Here is an 18,681-nt window from a genome sequence, read left to right as displayed (position 1 = left end):
CTCGCAGGTCTTTCCCTCTTTTTTCAACATTTTTTTTACTGCCAACATTTGCTATAACAGGCCGTAAAAGTCATTCAAAAAAGAAGAGCCGAAACAAGTTGTCAATACATTCAATTGTACCATTTATTCCAATCCCTGAGTAGGGGGTTATTGCCCTTCTTCCGCGTCTTCTCCAACTTCTTCTACAAACGGCACATAAGAGTCCGCTTCCAGCATCGTAATCATACCCGGCCGCTCCATTTCGGTCACCTGGTTCAGGTACTCTACTTTGTCACGGAGCAAGGAAACCGAAGTGATGACTTCGAACTTGGAACGTGTGTACATCTTGATCCGATCCGGAAAAGACAGCGTCGGAGACGGCATGATTTCCGAGATATCGGAGGTCAGGCTGCCCGAAATCTCCGCAAGCACCTCGCTAAGCTCGGCCTTGTTGGGATCGTCCGGAGCCCAATTGGTCAAAATCGGCTTCTCAACGGCAATACCGCTCGCTGTAACAGGAACTGAGGTGCCGCTGGCCAATATGGCTTGAAGTTCCCCGCTTTCGGACAACTCGTAGGCCACCGTAGGATGCTCCGTCACCACGACGCTGACTTCGCCCGGAAAGCTCTTGACCACTTCAGCCGACTTAATCGTTCCCAGCTTCATCAGGCGTTCCTGCACATCTTTCGGCTCAACGCCAAAGTACTGGTCTCCGATGTGGAGTCCGCTTTGCTTGATAAGCTGCTCATTTGTATTAAACGTATTGCCTGTAAAATGAATCTCGGTAACTTGGCTGACTGACGACCGGAAAAATAGAATCGTCAACAGGGCTACGAATAGCAGCAAAAGTATCCCTATGATTTTTTTGGCTGTTTTCGGTTTGGGCTTGTCCTGCTTAAGGACAGGCATATGTGTCTTGGACATATCCACTCTCTCCATAAAGACCTGTTATCCCCTCCTTTTCCGGAGGGGAAGCACAGGACCTCAATTGGCTAAATCAAGCGGTTTTGGCACCGGAGATTGACGATAGATCCGAGCGCCTAAACCTTGGAACATGTTTTCAATACGATCATAACCGCGATCAATATGGTGAACTTGCTCCACCACGGTTGTTCCCTGCGCGGCCAAACCGGCGATGACGAGCGCCGCTCCAGCCCGAAGATCGGTTGCCTCCACCGTAGCTCCATAAATTCTCTGAACACCGCGTATAAATGCATAGTTCAGATCCGTGGAAATGTCCGCCCCCATACGGGAGAGTTCCTCCACATGCTTGAACCGTCCTTCGAATACCGTCTCTTTCATTACGCTAAATCCGTCCGCCAAGGACAGCAAGACCATGACCTGGGATTGCAAATCAGTCGGGAACGAAGGATACGGTGAAGTCACAATACGTTCCACCGCTTTAGGTCGGCTCATACAGCTTATGTTTATTATATCATTGCATATACTGGTTTGAACACCGGCGCGCTTTAGCACATGTATAAGGGAAGTTAAATGAGATGGATTGGTCTTTGTAAGCGTTACACTACCGCGGGTGACGGCCGCTGCGATCATGACGGTGCCGGCTACGATCCGGTCCGGTATGATCTCGTACTCGCAAGGCTCCAGACGCTCCACGCCATGGATCGTGATGGTATCCGTTCCTGCGCCGATAATGTTCGCTCCCATCTTGTTCAGGAAATGCTGAAGGTCCTGAATTTCAGGCTCTCTGGCGGCATTGGTGAGCACCGTTGTGCCAAGCGCCGTTGCTGCTGCCATCATGATATTCTCCGTTGCCCCTACGCTGGCAAAATCCAGATGAATATCAGTCCCGACCAGCCGGCTTGCCCTGCAATGGATCTTATCGTTACTCTCCTCGATTTCCGCACCAAGCGCCTGCAATCCCTGAAGATGGAGGTCGATCTTACGTTCTCCGATCGCGCAGCCTCCGGGCTGATAGATCGTCACTTCACCAAAACGGGCCAGCAGAGGTCCCATCAAAAAGATGGAGGATCGCATCTGCTTCATTAAATCTTCCGGGACATGAAACGAATTGGCAGACGAGGTATCCACGGTAACCGTCTCCAGCTCATGCTTGCATTTGGAGCCAAGACGGCTGAGAATGCTGAGCATCACTTCAATATCCAGCAGATGCGGGACATTGCTTAATCTTACCGTCCCTTCTGCCAGAAGACTTGCTGCTAGAATAGGTAAAGCTGCATTTTTTGCGCCATGGATACGAATGGTTCCTGATAGGGGCCTTCCACCCTCAATCACCAATTTGTCCAATGTATCACCTCCGAGTTTACCGCTCGCCCAGAACGTACACCTCAGGCACCATATGAATTCCGTTCTTTTCCGAGATGGTTTCCTTGATGCGTTCCATCAAAGCGAGCACGTCCTCTGCTGTCGCTTGACCGGTGTTCTCAATGAAATTGGCATGCTGTAAAGAAACTTCTGCTCCCCCGATCCGTAGGCCCTTAAGACCGGCAGCCTCGATCAACCTCGCGGCATGGTCGCCGGGCGGGTTGCGAAACACACTGCCTGCCGTTGCGGATTGGAGCGGCTGTGTACGCCGGCGACGGTCCTTGTAGGAGGCCATAACAGCTGAAATTTCTTTGCGGTCTCCTTTTCGGAGCCCAAATACCGCTTCAGTCACAATCCCTTTTCGTTCATGCAGAATGGAGTGTCGGTAATCAAACGCCATATCTTTCGCAGCATACGTAACCAATTCCCCTGTTTCCAGTACAATGTCAGCGGACTTGAATATGCGTGACACATCTGACCCATGGGCACCTGCATTCATGTAGACGGCCCCTCCGACCGATCCAGGAATGCCTCCGGCAAATTCAAGACCGGATAATCCTTCTTTTCCGGCCAGAACACTGAGCTTGACAAAAGACAGACTGCCGCCTGCAGTTACCGTCTCTCCCTCAAAATGAAGCTCCTCAAATCCCTGGCCCAGCTTGATGACCGCTCCCCGAATGCCTTTATCGGCAACCAACATGTTTGAACCGCGGCCCAGTTGTGTCCAAGGTATGTGATGGGCATGGAGAAGAGTGACCAGTTCCCTGAGCTGTTCCTTGTTCTCAGGAATAATCAGGCAATCGGCTGGTCCGCCTATTTTCCACGTCGTGTATTTTGCCAGCGGTTCATTCCATAATACGGTTCCGACATTGGCCTCTGATAGTAGCGATTTCCACTGCTGCATTTAAATAAACCTCCCCTTGACTTTCAAAACCAAAAGGCCATTCCTTCAACTAGATGAAGAGATGGCCGCTGTCAGTAATGCCGGCCTCATGGGTGTGTCACGATTATAGAGTATCTTATGTCAGGCTCCATAGGTGTGTGACAATCGCCCAGCCGTTTTAGCGTTTACCGGTTAACCGGCGGATTTCTTGAACAATGACGGTAGCCGAATCCGGTTTGCCGAGCTTTTTCGAAGCCGCGGACATCGCCTCTCTGGTAGAGCGACTGGTCATGATCTCCTCAAGCTTTCGAAACAGCGTTTCAGCCGTCAAATCCTTTTCAAGAATCATGCTGGATGCGCCCGCTTCCTCCAATTGCCTCGCATTCGCCTCCTGATGGTTATTGGTGACGTTAGGTGAAGGTATAAGTACAGATGGAATGCCCAGCGATGTAATCTCCGCCAGGAATGAAGCTCCAGCACGATTTACAATCAACGAAGTAGCCGCAAGCACTTCCGGCATATTATGAACGTAAGGCACGATATGAAGATGATTCGGCATAGTACCGAGCTGCGACAGGATGGATTCCCGTGTATTCTCAAAATACGTATCGCCCGTAACAAACACAAAATGTACGCCTGACAGCTTCTGTATGAACGGTGCCATCCCGATCATCGCGTTATTGATCGCCTTGGCTCCCCGGCTTCCGCCGACGATCAGCACGACCTGGCTGTCCACCGGAATGCCGAGCGTAGCAAATCCACGTTCACGATTGGCGGATAATACCGTTGTCGCACGTGGATTTCCTGTATATACCGTTCTTTTGGCTTTAGGAAAAGAGGACTCCGATCCCTCAAAGCTGACGGCAACCGTATCCGCATATCGGCTAAGGAACTGGTTGGTGAGGCCCGGGATCGCATTCTGCTCATGAATCATGGTCGGTATTCCGAGCTTGGCCGCTGCATAAACCACCGGACCACACACATAACCTCCGGTACCGATCACGACATCGGGTTTAAACTCCTTCAGGAGGGCCTTCGATCGCTTCACGCCTTTGAAAAAACGCATGATCGTCTTCACGTTATCCAGCGACAGCTTGCGCCGGAACCCCGTGATATCGATGCTCTCAAACGGCAGCTTCTCTTGGGGGACTAGCTTGCTTTCGAGACCCCGCTGGCCTCCGATATATAAAAACTCCGTTTTCGGATCTTCTTTTTCACATTGTCTTGCAATGGCAACGGCGGGGTAAATATGCCCCCCCGTTCCGCCGCCGGTTAATACGACACGCATACCCTTCACCTCGCATAACGGGAAATATTTAATAGAATGCCCAGCGCCGTCAGCATCAGCGTCAGTGAGCTGCCTCCGTAACTGATGAGCGGCAGCGTAATCCCTGTCACCGGCATTAAACCGATAACGACACCGATATTGATAACGACCTGTATGGCGACCATGCCTACGATACCAACAGCCAGCAGACTTCCAAAGCCATCGGATACGGTCATGGCCACCCTCATGCCCCGCCACACCAAGGCAGCGAACAAGAGCAGGACAATCAAACCGCCAATAAACCCAAGTTCTTCGGCCAAGATCGAAAAAATAAAATCTGTCTGCGGTTCAGGTACATAAGCGTACTTCTGACGGCTCATGCCAAGTCCGAGTCCGCCAAGTCCCCCCGGCCCTATGGCATAGAGGGATTGGATGATCTGATAGCCTGCGCCAAGCGGGTCGGACCACGGATCGAGAAATCCAGTTATCCGCTTCAGCCGGTAGGGGGCTGTTAGAATCAAACCAATGAAACCGGCTACCCCGCCTAATGCGAGAAAGCCCAGATGCTTCATTTGTGCCCCTGCGGTAAAAACGATCATCATCGCAGCACCCAGCATAACGGCACCCGTACCCAAATCAGGCTGCAGCATAATCAATCCGAATGCCAGTCCGATCAAACCAAGCGGCGGCAAAAGCCCCCTAGTAAAAGACGTAATATCATAATCTTGCTTACTAAGCCAGCGTGATAGAAACAGAATCATCCCCAGCTTCATAAACTCGGAGGGCTGAATACCGAACGAGCTGATACCGAGCCAGCTTCTGGCCCCGCCGCGAACAACGCCAACCCCTGGAATAAGTACGATAATCAGCATAAAAAAGCAGACCAGCAGTGCAAGCTTGCTGTATTTCTTCCAAACCCGATAGTCGGTCTTCGATGTGAAATACATTGCGGCAAGCCCCAGACAGGCAAAAAACAGCTGACGCTTCACAAAATAAAACTTATCGCCATAGTCGTGAAATGCGAGAACGGATCCTGCACTATATACCATGACGATTCCGATGGCCAGCAGGGCCAAAATACAGATAAGCAGCCACAGATCGGGCGCCTGGCGGTTCTTGTTCATGGAAAGGCCACCTCGTACATCCTAAGTAGGGGCTTATCCACCCCCCTACTTAAAGGTTATGCACCGCCTCTTTAAAAATGCGTCCTCGTACCTCAAAGGAAGGAAACATGTCCCAGCTTGCACATGCGGGAGATAGTAGAACAATATCCCCGCTCTCTGCCAGCCCGGCAGCCTTCTGGACAGCCGAGGTCAAAGTCGCGGCGGCGTCCTCTCCATTATCGACGAGGATGATGTCCTTTAATCCGGCTTTGGCAGCAGCATTCGCGATTTTCTCCTTCGTTTCGCCAAGAAGCACAACGGCTTTCACCCTTCCTTGCAAGGAAGGAATCAATTCCTCGTAATCCGACCCACGATCAAGCCCACCTGCGATTAATACGATAGGCTCCTTGAACGAAGTCAATGCCATGTGCGTCGCCTTGGAGTTCGTTGCCTTCGAGTTATTGTAATAGGATACGCCCTGAAGTTCGGCAACGTATTCCAAGCGGTGTTCAACGCCGCGGAAGCTGGACAAAGCATCTTCCAGCTTATCGGGAGCAACGCCGGCCGCTATCGCAATCGCACAGGCCGCCAATGCATTCCCTACATTAAATCTTCCGGGCAATCCGATGTTCTCCACACGGATGATCTCATGCGTAAACCCTTCGCCATCTGTATAAATCAGGGTACGTCCCTGATCGTCTTCAATCGAGTCCTGAGCACCGGCAACATATGGCGGCATTACGTGAACCCCTTCACGAAGGCTCTCACTCATCGAAAAAGGCACGATGCGCGCCTTGATATACGGAACAAGGTTTCTGCACACGGGATCATCCCAATTGAGCACAGCGGTATCATCCGCAGTCTGGTTGGCGAACAGCTTGGCTTTGGATGCAACATAATCATCCATACCGCCATGGTAATCAAGATGCGTTTCCGCAATGTTGAGAAGGCAGGCAATGCGCGGCCTGAACGCCTGTGTTCCTTTTAACTGAAAGCTGCTCAGCTCAACGACCATCCAGTCGTTTTCAGTTGCTTCTGCTGCAGCCTCAGATAGAGGCGTGCCGATATTACCGGCTACAATCGGGGAAAGACCTGCGCTTTCCAGCAGCTTGCCCACCCAGGTTGTCGTCGTTGTTTTGCCATTCGAGCCCGTAATGCCGATGATCGGAGCTTCACACAGGTGATAGGCGATTTCAACTTCGGTCACGACAGGAATCTCAAGCTCAAGCGCTTTTTGAACAGGCGGGACGGAATACGGAATTCCGGGATTTTTGACAAGAAGCGTCACACCGGGATGAATAAGATCATCGGGATGTCCACCGCAAATAACAGAAATACCCAAAGCCTCGAGCTCCGAAGCTTCAGGACACTGTTCTCTTTCCTTTCTATCATTTACAATGACGAAAGCCCCAGCTTGATGCAGCACTTTAGCTACCTGTACTCCACTTTTGGCAAGGCCCAATACTACGATATGCTTATCCCGATAGTCATCTAGCTGCTTCATATGTTACAACCCCTTGTTGATATAAAGTCCGAGTCCCGCAAGTATCAGTCCCACGGCCCAAAATGTAAAGACAACGCGCCACTCCGACCAACCGGATAATTCGTAATGGTGATGGATCGGGCTCATTTTGAATATTCGTTTGCCCCGGGTTTTGAAAGAGATCACCTGAAGCACAACAGATAGCATCTCGATGACGAAGACTCCGCCAATGATCAAGAACAGCAGCTCGCTCTTGGTTACGATAGCAATGGCGCCAATGGCACCGCCGATTCCTAAAGAGCCTGTGTCTCCCATGAACACCTTGGCAGGGTGAGCGTTAAATACCAGAAAACCGAGAACCGCGCCGATCATCGCTGCTGCACAGAATGCCGCCGCAAACGAGGTAGACTGGATCGCCACAATGGCATAAGCACCAAAGGCAATTGCACTCACACCGGACAGAAGACCATCCAATCCATCGGTGAAATTGACCGCGTTGCTGATCGCAAGCATCATGACCACGATGAACGGATAATAGAACCACGGCCCCCAATCAAAGGACCAATCCATTCCTGGAACGCTTATTGCCGTGCTATGGCCGTTGGAGATCAATAACCAGCACATAATACCGGAAAACAGAAGCTGTCCAAACAGCTTCTGTCTAGCCGTGAGTCCTAATGATCTGCGAAATACGATCTTAATATAGTCGTCAAGAAAGCCGATCAAACCAAAACCGAGCGTGGCTACGATCATTACATAGAAATCAGTATCGACAGGTGAAAATTTAATATAAGTCAGTGTAAAAGCAAGCAAAATTACAACGCCGCCCATCGTGGGCGTCCCGGCTTTTTTCAAGTGACTCTGCGGACCGTCGCTTCTAACCTGCTGGCCGAACTTCATCCGCCGCAGCAGCGGAATGAGCAGCGGAGCCGATATCACCGCAAGCACAAACGCTACACCGATTGTCAATAACAGCAATTGAAAGTCCATCAGCTCACCCCCTCACTCCATTGTTGCCGCCAGGCAGGGCCTTCAAGGCGTCAACCACGTGTTCCAGTCTCATGCCGCGCGAGGCTTTCACCAATACGATATCCTTCTCCGTTACCCGCTCCAGCAAAGCCTCGATCAGCTGCTCTTTATCCGTAAACGGAAGCACAGTCCCTTCAGGGAAGCGATCTTTCGCTTTCTTCGCCGTGTGAAGCGACAATGGGCCGAAGGTGAACACAAGATCCGCATTGTCCGGAGATAAATAATCTCCAATCTCGGCATGAAATTCCTCTTCCCGCTGACCAAGTTCCAGCATGTCCCCGAGAACGGCAATCCGTCGGTGGTAGCCTTTCATATCTCCAAGCACGTCCACTGCCGCCTTAACCGCGGTAGGACTGGAATTGTAAGCATCATTCAGCACGGTGACCCCGAAAGCAGTCTCCACGGCTTCGATCCGCATACTCGACAGCTTCAGATTGGCAAAGCCGCTGCGAATGGCTTCATCGCCGATTCCCAAATGGGCCGCTACAGCCATCGCCGCCAGCGCGTTGACTACATTATGACGACCGAGAAGCGGCAAGCTGAAGCCTTCGCCCGCATGCCGGTTCGAAGTGAATATGATGCCTCTTGCATGGAACATGAGTCCCGTCGGATAATCATCATTGGTTTCTTGATTGCCGAACGTAAACGTTCGCAGTCCCTCAGGCTTCACCGTAGCTTCTTCAGCAAGCACTTGACGGATCAACGGTTCGTCCCCGTGATAGATCAGCAAGCCGCCTGGCTTCATGCCGCTGATGATTTCAAGCTTGGCGCGGGCGATTTCTTCGCGCGAACCTAGCTGAAGCATATGCGCTTCCCCTACGTTAGTAATCACCGTCATATCCGGACGCGCAATGGTCGAAAGCAGTTCAATCTCGCGACGCCCGCTCATGCCCATCTCAAGCACGATCACATCGGTATCTTCCTTCATCGCGAGTACGGTTAACGGAAGACCGATATGATTGTTGTAATTGCCTTGCGTCTTGTGAACCTTAAACGTGGTTTCAAGCAGTGCGGACACCATGTCCTTCACTGTCGTTTTCCCATTGCTGCCGGTAATGCCGATCACCTTTGCACGGCTCTCGGACAAATAGGCCGCAGCAAGCGACTGGAGTGCCGTTAACGTATCCTCAACGAGAATGAGTGGCAGGTCAACGGGAATCGGTTGATGATCTCTCTGCCAGAGCACTGCACCAGCTCCGCTGGCGAGCACACTCTCGGCGAACGCATGCCCGTCAAATTTCTCGCCGACAATCGGAACAAACAGATTACCCGGCTGTATGGTTCGGGAGTCGGTACCGACCCCTTGAATGATAATGCTGTCATCTTGGTTACGTGAGAGCGTCCCGCCGCACATGTCGGCGATGCTCTTTAATGATTTATGGATCACTATTGTCTGCCCCTTATCGCGTCTTTGGCTACGATGCGGTCGTCAAAATCTAGCACTTCGCCCGCAATCAGCTGGTAGGTCTCATGACCTTTCCCCGCAATCAATACTACATCGCCCGGGCTTGCCATTTCAATAGCCTTTTCGATCGCTTTCCGACGATCGACGATGAGCTTGTAGCTTTCTGTTGCCACTCCGTCCTCAATCAAGCCGGCTTCGATATCCTTCAAGATCAAATCCGGGTCTTCGGTACGGGGATTATCGGAAGTCACCAATACAACATCGCTATATTTCGCGGCAATTTTACCCATGATCGGCCGTTTGGTCCGATCCCGGTCGCCGCCGCAGCCGAATACCGTGAGCACCCGTCCTTCAGCAAATTCATTAACGGTACGCAGCACATTTTCGAGTCCATCCGGCGTATGTGCATAATCCACAATCACAGCGTACGGCTGACCCTCATCCACGACCTCAACGCGGCCGTCGACTCCGGGTACGGATTCCAGGCTGTTCTTGATATCCTCGAGCGGGATTCCCTCAAGAAGCGCGGCAGCAATCGCGGCCATGGCGTTATACACGTTGAATTTCCCTACCATTCGAATTGAAATATCGGCACTGCCGCGGAATGTATCCACATGGAACGAGGTCCCTTGAGCGGTGATTGAGATGTTGCTTGCTCGTATATCCGCATCGTCTCCCAAACCATAGGTAATCACTTCCGCTGACGTCTGCTTGGCAAAATAAGCTGAAGCCTCATCATCCGCATTCAGGACAGCATATTTGCGCGATGATTCATCCTTGGCAAAAGCGTTGCCCAGCCGGGAGAAAAATAACCCTTTTGCCCCGCGGTACTCTTCCATCGTATGATGATAGTCCAGATGATCCTGCGTCAGGTTTGTGAATATGGCCGTCCGGAAATCCGTTCCCTTCACCCGCCCCTGTTCGAGCGCATGCGAGGATACCTCCATCACGCAGCACTCGGTGCCTGCGTTCGCCATATCGTTCAAGTAACGCTGAAGCTCCAACGCCTCGGGCGTTGTTCTCGGCATCGGGAACGAACGGCCGTCGTATTTCATCTGAATTGTGCCGATGAGTCCGGTCTTCAGACCGTAATCGTTCATGATCGACTCAATCAAATACGTTGTCGTGGTCTTGCCGTTCGTTCCGGTTACACCGATCATCTTCATGCGGGAGCTTGGCTGATTAAAAAAGGCATTCGCCAAACCCGCCATCGCAAAGCGGCTGTCCTTCACGATGACTTGCGGAAGGTCTACCTCAAGCTTACGCTCAACGACCAATGCCGCAGCGCCTTGGTCGGCGGCCTGGGCTGCAAACTGGTGCCCATCTACCGTATGACCCGGCAGACAAATGAACAAATCCCCCGCTTTCACTTGTCTCGAGTCTGTTTCAATCCCCGTTATTTCAACATCTCCGGATCCTTTGATAACAGCAGCAGCCAATACGGATGATAATTGCTTCAATTTCATTGTTATCCCTCTCTCTATATATCTGCATCATCCGTCCCGCTCGTGAACCAGATGATGCCTTAATGTTCGTGCTTGGATTCCTCCGGGTCTTCACCCATATAAATCCGAATGGTAGCCCCCCGCTCCACCCGGCTTCCCGGCTTCGGGGCCTGGGAAATCACCGTGTTGCCGGTCCCGGACTTGGCCAGCATGAAATTCATATTCAGATCCTCATACAGATCCTGAATGGTCGCTCCGACCAAATTCGGCACAGTCACGGTTGGCGTCTCGCCATATTTATACTCGCGGGCAAGCTGATCTTTACGCGGTGGAACCTTCATATAATGCAGCGCATCCTCCAGGATGTTCTGTACGATTGGAGCAGCTACGACACCACCGAACTGAATGCCCTTCGGATTATCTACCGCAGTGTACACCACAATCTCAGGATCATCGGCAGGTGCGAATCCGATAAACGATACAATATGCTCGGTCGACGAGTAGCGGCCGTTAATAACCTTCTGGGCAGTTCCCGTCTTCCCTCCGACGCGATAACCGTCAATGAAGGCCGGACGTCCGGTCCCTTTGGCGACAACGCTCTCGAGCGCCTCGCGCACTTGCTTGGATGTTTCTTCCGAGATCACTTGTCTGACGAGCTCCGGCTTGATTTCCTCAACCGTCTCGCCCGTCTCCGGATTGACCCACGCCTTGGCCACATGCGGCTTAAACAATTTGCCGCCGTTAATGGCCGCGGACACTGCCGCAACCTGCTGGATCGGCGTAACTGATACTCCCTGCCCAAATGCCGTTGTGGCTAACTCAACCGGACCGACGTTAGCGAGTTTGAACAGGATGCCATTCTCTTCCCCATTCAAATCGATGCCCGTCTTGGCCCCAAAGCCAAAATCGCGGATATACTGGAACAGGCTTTCCTTGCCCAGCTTCTGACCTAACGCCACAAAGCCAGGGTTGCAGGAGTTCTGGACAACCTCCATGAAAGTCTGGCTGCCATGACCGCCTTTTTTCCAGCAGCGCAGTCTTGCTCCACCGACCTCTACCGCCCCACTGTCAAAGAAGTGATCGTTCTTCAGATTGACCTTGTCCTCTTCAAGGGCAGCGGCAAGCGTAATAATCTTAAACGTCGAGCCCGGTTCATAGGTCATCCAGATCGGCAGGTTGCGATTATACGTCTCGGCTGAAAACTGCTGGTAATTGGCAGGAGAATAACCCGGCCTGCTGGCCATCGCCAAAATCTCGCCCGTCTTGGGATTCATGGCAATCGACCAAGCCCCATTCGCCTGATACTTCACCATGGCTTGGTCAAGCTCCCGCTCCATAATGGACTGGATCGATTTATCGATCGTTAGCTCCAGATTCAGACCATCACGAGGCTCGACATACTTCTCCGAGGAGCCCGGCATGATTCTTCCGCCTGCATCGGACAGATAGGATATTCCGCCTTCAAAGCCCTTCAGCTTGTCATCATGCATGGCTTCCAAGCCGGTAAGTCCCTGACTGTAGGCCCCTGTGAACCCCAAAATATGGGCTGCGAGATCGCCATAGGGATAATACCGTTTGTTATCCTCAGCAACAACGATACCCGGCAGCTTCAAATCACGAATTTCCTGAGCCAGCTCCATCGTAATTTTTCGTCCACCGGGATTTATCCGTTCCAACCTCGAACGTTTCGTAATGATTTTCTTGATATCGGCTTTGTCCATGCTGATGAGCCCAGCCAAGGTCTCAGCCGTATGGTCCGGATCTTTGATTTGTACAGGAATCGCCCAAATGGTCGGTGTCGTTATATTCGTAACCAATGCGGTTCCGTTACGATCCAAAATTTCACCACGCTGTGCCGCAAACGGAATGTCACGGCGCCAGAGGTTCTCCGCCTTCGCAGACAGCTCCGCACCTTTCCCAATCTGCACATAAGCCAGTCTGATGATCAGTGCAGAGAACAGCAAGAGCAGCAGCAGCAGGCTCCAGAGCAGTCTTCTCCGCTGCGATACCTTGGATACTTTCACCTAAGCTTCCCTCCCTGTTTGAACCCGAAAGCTCATGATTATGCGTTCTTCACATGAGTATTCGGGACAAACCCGGGTTAGAACAAGCTATTCCCCTCCTGCGCTGCCTGTTGTTTCAGTTTCTTCATCGTTGGATTCTTCCCCGTTAGGATCTTCGTTGCCAGCGGATGATGTTTCATCGGAGCTGCTGCTTCCCGTTATTAACTCTTGCGCCGATTTCAGGGTTAACTGCACGATTCGCTGGCCATTCTCCTTGGCTTCCAATTGCGAAACAACGTAGCCCTCACCTTGAACATTAACCTTTACTTTCATCAAGGTGAGTACTTCCATGGCGTCCCTGAGCGATTCACCCTCTAAATTCGGGATTTTCATCGTTGGGCTATCCTCAGTAAGAAGATAGATCCGTTGCCCTGCACTAATGATCGCATTTGCAGGCGGATATTGCTCTTTCACCGTGTTTCCGTTGCCCAAGGTCTCAAATGCCACTCCATCTTTCAGCAGCTTGGCTTTTACGTCACTCAGCTTCAGCCCCGTAAAGTCTGGTGCTTTCAGGGAATCCTTCTGCGTCGTGCCTGCATTCGATTTTTCTTTATCCTGAGCCTCATTCGATTTGGGAACGCCCCAATAATTCAAGGTCTTGGAGACGATTTCTTTGAATATCGGTGCTGCCAGCTTACCGCCGCCCTGTTCCACGTTTGGTTCGTCGATAATGACCAGCACGGCAATCTTCGGATTCTCGACGGGAGCGTACCCGATGAACGAAACCACTTGTTTCGAACGGTCTTTATATCCGCCGCCGGATTTTATAGCGGTACCGGTTTTACCCGCAACCCGGTAGCCATCAATATACGCAAGCCTACCTGTACCAATGGATTGGTCGGCTACGACCTGCTCAAGGTAAGTCCCTGTTTCTCTTGCGGCCTTAGGAGATATAACCTGACGCACAACTTCCGGCTCGATTTTCTCAACCTTGCCCGTGTTAGGGTCCTCGATCTGCTTCACCATATGAGGCTTCATGAGCTTGCCTCCGTTGGCCACTGCCGAAATAGCAGCAATCTGTTGAATAGGCGTTACGGATACGGCGTAACCGTAAGTCATGGTTGAAATATCGGAATCATAAGTCATATTTATGCTACCTAGAATTTCGCCCGGAAGGTCAATTTCCGTTTTCTTCGTAAACCCAAATTCACGAATGTAGTTGGTAAATCGTTCCTTACCAAGCATTTCGAATCCCAATTTGACAAAAGCAACGTTACTCGACTTCTTGACGCCTTCCAAGTAGGTGATAGGGCCCCAGCCTACGCTGTTAATATCCCGGTGAGTTCTTCCACCCGCTCTTATGGATCCGGATTGATAAATAGCACCCGGGTTAAACAGCTTCTCCTGAACTGCACTGGCCAGCGTTACAATTTTGAAAGTCGATCCCGGTTCATAGATGGACCGGACGGCATGATTGTTAAAATTCTTTTGATTCCATTTCGAATATGTATTGGGATCAAAAGTCGGCATATTGGCCATCCCCAGTATTTCCATCGTGTTCGGATCCGCTGCGATTACCGTCATACTGATTGGTTTATATTGGTTATACGTGTCGCGCATCGCTTCCTCGATATAATACTGGATTGTATCGTCGGTCGTCAGCACTAAATTTTTCCCATTTATTGCAGGCTGATATAAATCGTTCTCACTCGGCAGCTTGACCCCCTTCTTGTCACTCTTGTAAGAAGCGAATCCGTCGGTTCCCTTCAGCTTGTCGTCATAATACTGCTCAATGCCTCCGATACCGTTACCCTGACGATCGGTATAGCCCAAGATATGTGCAGCCAATGTCTCTTTGGGATAGAATCGTTTTGACTCTCGCTGAAAGCCGATGCCCGAATCGGGAACCTTACCGGCAGCCTTTAATTTTTGATTCAAGCTTTCACTAAACTCTTTAACCTCTTCCATCTTCTCCTGGTCAATCTTCCATCCTTCACTGCGGACTTCACGGCCTTTGAGGTATTCCCCTTTATCGTCTTTAGCTTTAACCAGCTCACGAAGTTCGCCCTCATCCTTGTCGAGAATCTCATGCAGCTCTTTAACGACCTCATTCTCCATGCCGTTAGCCTGAATGACCGCAGGGTTCACAATGACCGTAAAGGCAGGCGCATCCATGGCAAGAATATCGCCGTCCCGATCCATAATCGTCCCTCGCGTGGCCGGAAGATCCTGTTTACGCGACCATTTCGATAAAGCTTGTTCCTTCCAGAAGTCGTTATCGATTACCTGCAGCCAAAAGACCCGACCAATCAATAAAGCAAAAAAGAGGGTTATACATCCCCCTATTAGCACGGTACGCAGTTTGATTTTTTTTATCATCGGTCAAAACCTCACACTTCAATCATTTTGTCCCGAGTCCGAATTCTGTGTCCCGGATGAACCCGAGACGGGTGATAGATGGATCGTATTTTTATCCTCAATAGGCACATAACCCAACTCTTTTGCCTTGTCCAATATTTGCGTCTCCAGTGTTTGCTTTTCAACCTGAAGCTGATCAATATTTCGTTTCGCTTTGAGTATATTATTGTCGGTATCATGAATTTGCCGATTTAAGTCATAGGAATGAACATGACTCATGCCAATGACGCCCATGACGGCAACCACAAACACCACGGACAACATATACAGCAGCTTTTCTTTTTGCGGAAGCTGGGAACGACGTTTGACGACTTTTGTCTTCTCGAGATAAGCGGACTGCTGCGTTTCATTCTGTCTCTCCTGTACGGCTAAATTGCCGCGTGTGTAGGCCATGGCTGATTCTCCTTCTTCAGGGATTTTATGTTTCTACAGTTTCTCCGCAATCCGCAGCTTCGCTGATCGTGCCCTTGGATTACTCTCAATCTCTTCCGCAGAGGGCATAAGCGGTTTGCGGTTCACCAGTTTCAGATCACCTTGGCCGCCTCCGCACACACACATCGGAAAGTCTGGAGGGCACGTACACTTGGGAATGTAGCTGTTAAAAATCTGTTTGCATATCCGGTCTTCGAGCGAGTGAAAAGTGATTACTGAAACTCTTCCTCCTGGTGCAAGACATCTCACGGCTTGGTGAAGCGCATCTTTGAATGCGCCAAGCTCATCATTTACCGCAATCCGAAACGCTTGAAAGCTTCGTTTCGCCGGATGGCCGCCCGTTCTCCGAGCTGCGGCCGGAATTCCTTCCTTAATCATTTCGACAAGCTCACCCGTTGTTTGAATAGGACTCTGTGCCCTTCTTTCAACAATGACCTTGGCAATTCGTCTTGAAAATTTCTCTTCGCCGTATTCATACAATATTCGTGCGATTTCCTGTTCTGGCCATTCGTTTACAATCTTGGCTGCGGTAAGCTCAGCGGACTGATCCATCCGCATATCCAGCAGGGCATCATGGTTGTAACTAAAGCCTCTCTCCCCTTCATCGAACTGCGGAGAGGATACGCCCAAATCGAACAGTATACCGTCAACTTGCGGCTGCCCGTTCACGTCAACCTCCACTTCGTTTCGGAGCACCTCCTCCAAATCACGAAAATTGGTTTTGACAAGAGTGATCCGGTCCACATAAGGCTTCATGACTTCCCGGGCATTATTCAATGCCCAGTCGTCCTGATCCAGTGCGATTAACCGGCCCTTCGAACTTAGTTGGGAAGCAATAAGCGAGCTGTGCCCTGCTCCCCCGAGCGTACAGTCAACATATATACCGTCTGGTTTGATGCGCAGCCCTTCTGTTGCTTCTTGCTTAAGCACTGTGATGTGATGGAACAAAGCTGCAGCCCTCCATTGTGTCTCATTCATGATTTTTAAGTGTAACTTGTCCATTTCAATACGATGTTCCTAGCTGGTTATAAATCAAAATCAAAGTCTACCAGCTTCTCAGCAATGTCGTTGAATGCTTCCTCCGACTGCTGATAGTAATCCTGCCACTGCTCCTTGCTCCAGATCTCCACTCGGCTCGATACGCCGATGACAACGCATTCCTTCTCGAGCTTGGCGAACTCGCGCAAATTGCCCGGCAAATTTACCCTTCCCTGTTTATCCCATTCACATTCCGTCGCCCCGGAGAAAAAAAACCGGGTGAATGCGCGTGCATCCGACTTCATGAGTGGCAGGGATTTGAGCTTCTGCTCCATGATGGCCCATTCATCTTTGGGGTATACAAAGAGGCAATTGTCCAATCCGCGGGTTACGATAAACGAGGTGCCCAGGAGGTCACGAAATTTAGCAGGGATGATGATTCTCCCCTTATCGTCGATGCTATGTTGAAACTCCCCCATGAACATCAGGCACTCCACCCCTTAACCCCGATTCCCCACTTTGCACCACTTTCCACCACTTTAGGATAATAGATTCGGCGTCAAGAATCAAATACCTTCTAACGAGCATTTGTTTTTTTGGAACTTTCTCTCAGGACATTCGCACAAAAAACCTCCTTTCATCCCACTCGGGGATGGAAAGGAGGTTTGCAAATGATCTAAAGCTGCTGCTGTTTAGTGCTGAGCCCAGCTGTCCAAGTAAGACTTTTGCTCAGCGCTCAGACTGTCGATTGTAATACCTAGACTTTCCAGTTTATATAAGGCAACCTGTTCATCCAATTCGTAAGGAACATTTACTACGTGGTTACCGATGTTCTTGTACTGATCATTCACGTGTTTGAGAGACAAAGCTTGAAGCGCAAACGTCATATCCATAATTTCTGCCGGATGTCCGTCACCTGCCGCCAGATTCACCAAACGGCCTTCGGCAAGCAAATAAATCTTACGACCATCTTTCAGATGATATTCTTCAATATTCCGCCGAACCGTCCGAACCGATTGAGACCGTTCTGACAAATCCGGTTTATTGACTTCCACATCGAAGTGACCGGCATTGGATAAAATGGCGCCGTCCTTCATGACATCAAAGTCTTCCCCACTAATGACATCGCGGTTACCCGTGACGGTGACAAAGAAGTCTCCCAATTTGGCTGCTTCGTGCATTGGCATGACGCGGAAGCCGTCCATATAAGCTTCAACGGCCTTAATTGCATCAATCTCGGTCACAATGACGTTGGCACCAAGACCTTTGGCACGCATGGCGACGCCCTTCCCGCACCAGCCATACCCTACGACAACGACGGTCTTGCCTGCAACCACCAGGTTGGTCGTCCGGTTAATTCCGTCCCAGACCGATTGTCCAGTACCATAACGATTATCGAATAAGTATTTGCAGTATGCATCATTCACGGCAACCATCGGGAAGTTCAGAGAGCCTTCCTTCTCCAAAGATTTCAGGCGCAGGATGCCTGTCGTTGTCTCTTCCGCACCGCCTCGAATTCCTTCAAGCAGATCCGTACGTTCCGAGTGAAGGATCGTTACGAGATCCCCGCCATCGTCAATGATCAGATCGGGTCTGGTCTCGAGTGTTGAAATGAGGTGCTGCTTGTATTCTGCAGGATCCGGGTTATACTTGGCAAACACCGTGATCCCGTCTTCTACCAATGCGGCACACACATCATCTTGAGTAGACAACGGATTACTGCCCGTAATTGTCACTTCAGCTCCGCCAGCCTGAACGACTTTCGCCAGATAAGCGGTCTTGGCTTCCAGATGCAAGGAGATGGCGACTTTCAACCCTTTGAATGGCTGTTCTTTCTCGAATTGTTCACGCACCCGGTTCAATACCGGCATATGCGCCTTCACCCAATCAATTTTCAAATGACCTTCCGGTGCCAGTTTCAAGTCGGTAATATTGCTGGTTTGTATTGATGATGAGCTCATTTAACGGCC

The 18,681-nt window shown here is 50.7% G+C and carries 15 protein-coding genes; all 15 read right to left on the bottom strand.

Going from position 1 to position 18,681, the window contains the following annotated elements:
• Positions 1-147: 147 nt before the first annotated feature.
• Positions 148-903, bottom strand: coding sequence for an FtsQ-type POTRA domain-containing protein (locus MKY48_RS09980; RefSeq protein ID WP_339292859.1), 756 nt, complete (start codon positions 901-903; stop codon positions 148-150).
• Positions 904-963: 60 nt separating this feature from the next.
• Complete coding sequence (gene murA / locus MKY48_RS09975) at positions 964-2,247, bottom strand: UDP-N-acetylglucosamine 1-carboxyvinyltransferase (protein ID WP_071222989.1); 1,284 nt, start codon at positions 2,245-2,247, stop codon at positions 964-966.
• Positions 2,248-2,263: 16 nt separating this feature from the next.
• Positions 2,264-3,169, bottom strand: a complete 906-nt coding sequence (gene murB, locus MKY48_RS09970; protein ID WP_339292858.1) for a UDP-N-acetylmuramate dehydrogenase — start codon at positions 3,167-3,169, stop codon at positions 2,264-2,266.
• Positions 3,170-3,326: 157 nt separating this feature from the next.
• Entirely contained in the window at positions 3,327-4,436 is a 1,110-nt protein-coding gene (murG, locus tag MKY48_RS09965; protein ID WP_339292857.1) for an undecaprenyldiphospho-muramoylpentapeptide beta-N-acetylglucosaminyltransferase, read from the bottom strand.
• Positions 4,437-4,441: 5 nt separating this feature from the next.
• On the bottom strand, positions 4,442-5,539 hold the full coding sequence (gene spoVE / locus MKY48_RS09960; protein ID WP_076320637.1) for a stage V sporulation protein E: 1,098 nt from the start codon (positions 5,537-5,539) through the stop codon (positions 4,442-4,444).
• 49 nt (positions 5,540-5,588) lie between these two features.
• Complete coding sequence (gene murD / locus MKY48_RS09955; RefSeq protein WP_339292856.1) at positions 5,589-7,022, bottom strand: UDP-N-acetylmuramoyl-L-alanine--D-glutamate ligase; 1,434 nt, start codon at positions 7,020-7,022, stop codon at positions 5,589-5,591.
• A 3-nt stretch (positions 7,023-7,025) separates the two neighbouring features.
• Positions 7,026-7,991, bottom strand: a complete 966-nt coding sequence (gene mraY / locus MKY48_RS09950) for a phospho-N-acetylmuramoyl-pentapeptide-transferase (protein WP_076320635.1) — start codon at positions 7,989-7,991, stop codon at positions 7,026-7,028.
• A 4-nt stretch (positions 7,992-7,995) separates the two neighbouring features.
• Positions 7,996-9,417 carry a UDP-N-acetylmuramoyl-tripeptide--D-alanyl-D-alanine ligase gene (gene murF, locus MKY48_RS09945; protein ID WP_339292855.1) on the bottom strand — a complete coding sequence of 474 codons (1,422 nt, stop codon included), beginning with the start codon at positions 9,415-9,417 and terminating at the stop codon, positions 7,996-7,998.
• Positions 9,417-10,901, bottom strand: a complete 1,485-nt coding sequence (locus tag MKY48_RS09940) for a UDP-N-acetylmuramoyl-L-alanyl-D-glutamate--2,6-diaminopimelate ligase (protein ID WP_339271944.1) — start codon at positions 10,899-10,901, stop codon at positions 9,417-9,419. The genes murF and MKY48_RS09940 overlap by 1 nt, the downstream gene beginning before the upstream one ends.
• A gap of 59 nt (positions 10,902-10,960) precedes the next feature.
• Positions 10,961-12,904, bottom strand: coding sequence for a stage V sporulation protein D (locus tag MKY48_RS09935; protein WP_339271943.1), 1,944 nt, complete (start codon positions 12,902-12,904; stop codon positions 10,961-10,963).
• Positions 12,905-12,991: 87 nt separating this feature from the next.
• A complete protein-coding gene (locus tag MKY48_RS09930) occupies positions 12,992-15,262 on the bottom strand; it encodes a penicillin-binding transpeptidase domain-containing protein (protein WP_339292854.1) in 2,271 nt (756 codons plus the stop codon).
• Positions 15,263-15,280: 18 nt separating this feature from the next.
• On the bottom strand, positions 15,281-15,694 hold the full coding sequence (locus tag MKY48_RS09925) for a cell division protein FtsL (RefSeq protein WP_339271941.1): 414 nt from the start codon (positions 15,692-15,694) through the stop codon (positions 15,281-15,283).
• Between the two features lie 33 nt (positions 15,695-15,727).
• Positions 15,728-16,681 (bottom strand): 16S rRNA (cytosine(1402)-N(4))-methyltransferase RsmH, encoded by a 954-nt coding sequence (gene rsmH / locus MKY48_RS09920; protein WP_339293488.1) that lies wholly within the window; start codon positions 16,679-16,681, stop codon positions 15,728-15,730.
• A 77-nt stretch (positions 16,682-16,758) separates the two neighbouring features.
• Positions 16,759-17,196 (bottom strand): division/cell wall cluster transcriptional repressor MraZ, encoded by a 438-nt coding sequence (mraZ, locus tag MKY48_RS09915; protein ID WP_339292853.1) that lies wholly within the window; start codon positions 17,194-17,196, stop codon positions 16,759-16,761.
• A 207-nt stretch (positions 17,197-17,403) separates the two neighbouring features.
• Complete coding sequence (locus MKY48_RS09910; RefSeq protein WP_076320628.1) at positions 17,404-18,672, bottom strand: adenosylhomocysteinase; 1,269 nt, start codon at positions 18,670-18,672, stop codon at positions 17,404-17,406.
• Between the last annotated feature and the right edge of the window lie 9 nt (positions 18,673-18,681).

The sequence above is a fragment of the Paenibacillus sp. FSL W8-0187 genome (assembly GCF_037969755.1).
Classification (GTDB): Bacteria; Bacillota; Bacilli; order Paenibacillales; family Paenibacillaceae; genus Paenibacillus_AQ.
This window is presented reverse-complemented; position numbering and strand designations above follow the sequence as displayed.

What these genes read in the sequence shown, in the direction of transcription:
- MKY48_RS09925 (WP_339271941.1), bottom strand. Translation starts at nt 15,694, where the DNA reads ATGGCCTACACACGCGGCAATTTAGCCGTACAGGAGAGACAGAATGAA.
- murG (WP_339292857.1), bottom strand. Translation starts at nt 4,436, where the DNA reads ATGCGTGTCGTATTAACCGGCGGCGGAACGGGGGGGCATATTTACCCC.
- murD (WP_339292856.1), bottom strand. Translation starts at nt 7,022, where the DNA reads ATGAAGCAGCTAGATGACTATCGGGATAAGCATATCGTAGTATTGGGC.
- spoVE (WP_076320637.1), bottom strand. Translation starts at nt 5,539, where the DNA reads ATGAACAAGAACCGCCAGGCGCCCGATCTGTGGCTGCTTATCTGTATT.
- MKY48_RS09940 (WP_339271944.1), bottom strand. Translation starts at nt 10,901, where the DNA reads ATGAAATTGAAGCAATTATCATCCGTATTGGCTGCTGCTGTTATCAAA.
- mraY (WP_076320635.1), bottom strand. Translation starts at nt 7,991, where the DNA reads ATGGACTTTCAATTGCTGTTATTGACAATCGGTGTAGCGTTTGTGCTT.
- mraZ (WP_339292853.1), bottom strand. Translation starts at nt 17,196, where the DNA reads ATGTTCATGGGGGAGTTTCAACATAGCATCGACGATAAGGGGAGAATC.
- murB (WP_339292858.1), bottom strand. Translation starts at nt 3,169, where the DNA reads ATGCAGCAGTGGAAATCGCTACTATCAGAGGCCAATGTCGGAACCGTA.
- MKY48_RS09910 (WP_076320628.1), bottom strand. Translation starts at nt 18,672, where the DNA reads ATGAGCTCATCATCAATACAAACCAGCAATATTACCGACTTGAAACTG.
- MKY48_RS09980 (WP_339292859.1), bottom strand. Translation starts at nt 903, where the DNA reads ATGTCCAAGACACATATGCCTGTCCTTAAGCAGGACAAGCCCAAACCG.
- MKY48_RS09930 (WP_339292854.1), bottom strand. Translation starts at nt 15,262, where the DNA reads ATGATAAAAAAAATCAAACTGCGTACCGTGCTAATAGGGGGATGTATA.